Genomic DNA, 3,882 nt, shown 5'->3' with positions numbered 1-3,882 from the left:
CTCGTTTCCTAACCTCGTTCGCGCACACCACCAACACTGGGGGGGGTTGGGGGCGTGTTTTGGCGGGCCCCCCAGTGCCATATCCTGGGGCGCACGACGTTGGCATATGCCAGAGTCACACTTTGTGCATGGAGCGAGAGGTCAGAGCACCGCGCTGAGAAACTCGCGGGTACGCTCGTGCTCCGGAGCGGAGAAGATTTTTTCCGGTGATCCGGATTCGATGACCTTCCCCGCGTCGAACATCAACACCTCATCCGAGATGTCCCTGGCGAAGTTCATCTCGTGGGTCACACAGAGCATCGTGATCTCGGTGGTGCGGGCGATGTCCCTGAGCACATCCAGCACCCCGGCCACCAGCTCCGGGTCGAGCGCGGACGTCACCTCGTCCAACAGCAGCACCTGCGGCCGCATCGCCAGAGCCCGGGCGATCGCCACCCGCTGCTGCTGACCGCCGGACAGCTGGGTCGGCCGCGCGCCGCAGCGGTCGCCGAGCCCGACCAGGTCCAGGAGCTCGCGGGCGCGCTCCTCCGCCTCGTCCTTGGACAGCCCCAGCACCCGCACCGGCGCCTCGGTGACGTTCCGCAGCACGCTCATGTTGGGGAAGAGGTTGAACTGCTGGAAGACCATGCCGATCTTCTTGCGAACCTCGCGCCGCTGCTTCTCGTCGGCCGGGTACAGCCGGCCGCCGTTGACGTCGATCGTGCCCTCGTCGGGCCGCTCCAGCGTCATCAGCAGCCGCAGGATCGTCGTCTTGCCGGAGCCGGACGGCCCGATCAGCGTGACGTGCCTGCCCGGCCGGACCGAGAAGCAGAGGTTGTCGAGGACGGTGTTGTCCCCGAAGCGCTTGGTGACGTTCGTGAAGCGGATCAGCTCTTCGTTCTGCGTGTCAGCGGGCAAGACGGCGCTCCAGGGTTCGTACGAGCAGAGAAGCCGGGTAGGCGATGAGGATGAAGGCGATGCCGACGACCGTCAGCGGCTCCGTGTACTGGAAGGTCGCGGCGCTCTCCAGGCGGGACTGCTGGAGCATCTCCAGCACGCCGATCCCGGCGAGCAGCGGTGTGTCCTTGAGCATCGCGATGACGTAGTTGCCCAGCGCGGGAGCGATCCGGCGCACCGCCTGGGGGAGGATCACCGCGAGCCAGGTCCGGTGGGCGGGCAGGCTCAGCGCCGTCGCGGCCTCCCACTGCCCGGCGGGTACGGCGTCGATGCCGGCCCGGTAGACCTGTGCGGTGTAGGTCGAGTAGTGCAGCCCGATCGCGAGCGTGCCGGTGGTGAGCGCGGAGAACTGCACACCCCACTCCGGCAGCACGAAGAACAGGAAGAACAGCTGCACCAGCAGCGGGGTGTTGCGGATGAACTCGGTGATCAGCCCGACCGGCCAGCGTACGAAGCGCGTGGCGGAGCGCAGCGCGAGCGCCCAGGCCAGGCCGAGCGTGAAGGACAGCAGCGAGCCCAGCACCAGGATCTGCAGCGTGACGAGCACGCCTTCCCAGAAGCGCGGCATGAAGTCCGCGACGGCGGACCAGTCCCAGGTCATCGGAGATCACCTTCCACGAGTCCGCCGGTGGCGCCGGCCCGCCGGCTGCGCTGGGCGGGGACGCGGGGCCGCCTGCCCCAAAGGCCGGGGGGCCGTGGGGTGTTCCCCGGGAGTTGCAGTCCCACGTTCGCCTTGGTGCGGCGCTCCAGCGCCTTCATGGAGCGGGTGATCAGGAACGCGAGCACGAAGTAGATCACCAGCGTCACCGTGTAGATCTGCGCGCTCTCCTGGGTCGCCAGCCGGACCAGGTACGCCGCGAACGACACATCGCCGACACCCAGCAGCGACACCAGAGCGGTGCCCTTGAGCAGCTCCACCAGCAGATTGCAGAAGGACGGGATCATCTCGGGCACGGCCTGCGGCAGCAGGATCAGCCGCATCCGCTGCCAGGGCGTGAAGCTGAGCGCGACCCCCGCCTCGCGCTGGGCCGGCGCCACCGCGTTCAGCGCGCCGCGCACGATCTCGGCGCCGTAGGCCCCGTACGACAGACCGAGGGCGAGTACCGCGGCCCACATCGGCACCAACTGCCAGCCCAGCAGCGGCGGCAGCACGAAGAACAGCCAGAACATCAGCACCAGCGCCGACGTCCCGCGGAACACCTCGGTGTAGAACCCCGCGAGGAAGCGGACGAAGCGCGAGCGATGAGTTCTGGCCATGCCCACACCGAACGCGACGAGGGCGGCCAACGCGGCGCTGTACAGGGTGAGCTGGACCGTGATCCAGATCCCCGGGAGCACCCAGTTCTGCCAGAGTCCGGCGGTCATCGGCACAGCTCCTTCGCCGTGAGCTCCGTCATCTCGCTCTCGGTGAACCCGAACCGGCGCAGGATGCGGAAGAGTTCACCGCTCTTCTTCATCTTGTGGATCTCGGCGTTGAAGGCGTCCCGCAGCCCCGTGTCGGTCGGGCGGAAGGCGAAGCCGCCGCCGTCGATCTTCTTCTTGCCGTCCACGACCGCCGCGAACGGCTCGGTCGACTCGGCCCTGGCGCTCTTGCGCACCACCTCGCGGGTGGTGAGCGCGGTTCCCGCGAAGACGTCGACGCGCCCGGACTCGACGGCGTTCAGTCCGGCCACCTGGTCCTGCAGGATGACGATGTCCTTCTCCGGATAGCCGGCCGCGACCGCGTAGTCGATCTCCGCATAACCGGTTCCGGTTGCGAACTTCGCCTTGGTCCGTACGACGTCCTCGTAATTGCGCAGATTCTTCGGATTGCCTTTGCGCACGATGAACGAGTCCAGCATCTGGTATTCGGGATCCGAGAAGAGGACCTGCGCGCAGCGCTCCTTATTGATGTACATTCCGGCCGAAACGACATCGAACTGCTGCGAGTTCAAGCCGGGGATGAGGGACGCGAAATCGGTGGCGACCGGCTGGACATTGCCGACGCCGAGCCGTTGGAAAACGGCCTTGGCGAGTTCGGGGGCCTCGCCCGTGAACTCGCCCTGGTCGTCGATGTAGCCGTACGGCACCTCGCCCGCGATGCCGAGCCGCACCGTGCCCTGGGATCTCAGCCGGGCGAGCGCATCGCCGGAAGGAACCCGCGCGCAGCCCGCAGCGGCGAGCGCTCCTCCCGTACCGAGCAGCAGGGTGCGCCGCCGTATCGCATGTCTGGTGTGTGGAGCCGTGTGTGGAGCCATGGGCGCGCGGCTACCCGGCTCCAGTCGGGGTATGCGTAACCAATGGCCGATCGCTTCATCGACGTTTCGCTCGCAAAGCGCGGAGTCCACTGCACCGCGCGACTCCTCGACGACCGGGCGCCCGTGACCTGCGCGACGGTGTGGGACGCGCTGCCGCTCGGCGGCGACGTGTACCACGCGAAGTACGCGCGCAACGAGATCTACGCCCTCTTCCCGGCGTTCGCCGACCGGGAGCCACCGCTGGAGAACCCGACGGTGACCCCCATCCCGGGCGACCTCTGCTACTTCACCTTCAGCGGTACGGAACTGGGGACGGCGGCGTACGGCTACGACCGCGACGTCTCCCGGCCGGTGACGGTGGATCTCGCGCTCTTCTACGAGCGCAACAACCTGCTGCTGAACGGCGACACGGGGTGGGTGCCCGGCATCGTGTGGGGCCAGGTGGTCGACGGACTCGACCGGATGGCGGAGGCCTGCCAGGACCTGTGGCGCGCGGGGGCGCTGGGGGAGACGCTGAGTTTTCGCCGGGCGTGACTCTCTCCCCTCCCCGCCCCTTCCCGCTGTGTCGATGTGCGGCTCCGCCGCGTGGGGGGCTCCGCCCCAGACCCCCGTACGCCCTTCGGGCGTGTCCTCAATCGCCGGACGGGCTGGAAAATCCAGCCTTGCTGGGGGTCCCCCCACGCCTGCAGGGCGTAGGGGGAGATTGAGG

The 3,882-nt window shown here is 68.1% G+C and carries 5 protein-coding genes; 1 reads left to right on the top strand and 4 read right to left on the bottom strand.

Annotated elements, in window-relative coordinates; all coding sequences use genetic code 11:
• Positions 1-141 precede the first annotated feature (141 nt).
• The 4 genes from ehuA to ehuB are packed head-to-tail and all read right to left on the bottom strand — an operon-like array spanning position 142 to position 3,173.
• Entirely contained in the window at positions 142-897 is a 756-nt protein-coding gene (gene ehuA / locus ACWGI8_RS41035) for an ectoine/hydroxyectoine ABC transporter ATP-binding protein EhuA (protein ID WP_453668550.1), read from the bottom strand.
• Entirely contained in the window at positions 887-1,537 is a 651-nt protein-coding gene (gene ehuD, locus ACWGI8_RS41030) for an ectoine/hydroxyectoine ABC transporter permease subunit EhuD (protein WP_453668549.1), read from the bottom strand. The genes ehuA and ehuD overlap by 11 nt, the downstream gene beginning before the upstream one ends.
• Positions 1,534-2,301 carry an ectoine/hydroxyectoine ABC transporter permease subunit EhuC gene (ehuC, locus tag ACWGI8_RS41025; protein ID WP_453668548.1) on the bottom strand — a complete coding sequence of 256 codons (768 nt, stop codon included), beginning with the start codon at positions 2,299-2,301 and terminating at the stop codon, positions 1,534-1,536. The genes ehuD and ehuC overlap by 4 nt, the downstream gene beginning before the upstream one ends.
• Positions 2,298-3,173 (bottom strand): ectoine/hydroxyectoine ABC transporter substrate-binding protein EhuB, encoded by an 876-nt coding sequence (gene ehuB / locus ACWGI8_RS41020; protein WP_453668547.1) that lies wholly within the window; start codon positions 3,171-3,173, stop codon positions 2,298-2,300. The genes ehuC and ehuB overlap by 4 nt, the downstream gene beginning before the upstream one ends.
• 42 nt (positions 3,174-3,215) lie before the next feature.
• Between ehuB and ACWGI8_RS41015 the strand changes: the two genes are divergently transcribed.
• Positions 3,216-3,707, top strand: coding sequence for a DUF3830 family protein (locus ACWGI8_RS41015; RefSeq protein WP_453668546.1), 492 nt, complete (start codon positions 3,216-3,218; stop codon positions 3,705-3,707).
• The last annotated feature ends 175 nt before the right edge of the window (positions 3,708-3,882 follow it).

It is taken from the genome of Streptomyces sp. NPDC054841 (assembly GCF_053611045.1).
The sequence above is the reverse complement of the archived record's forward strand: the minus strand, read 5'-3'. Positions and strand labels throughout refer to the sequence as shown.

Bases quoted from the DNA above. Each gene is read 5' to 3' on its own strand.
- ehuC (WP_453668548.1), bottom strand. From the start codon at position 2,301: ATGACCGCCGGACTCTGGCAGAACTGGGTGCTCCCGGGGATCTGGATC.
- ehuD (WP_453668549.1), bottom strand. From the start codon at position 1,537: ATGACCTGGGACTGGTCCGCCGTCGCGGACTTCATGCCGCGCTTCTGG.
- ehuB (WP_453668547.1), bottom strand. From the start codon at position 3,173: ATGGCTCCACACACGGCTCCACACACCAGACATGCGATACGGCGGCGC.
- ACWGI8_RS41015 (WP_453668546.1), top strand. From the start codon at position 3,216: ATGGCCGATCGCTTCATCGACGTTTCGCTCGCAAAGCGCGGAGTCCAC.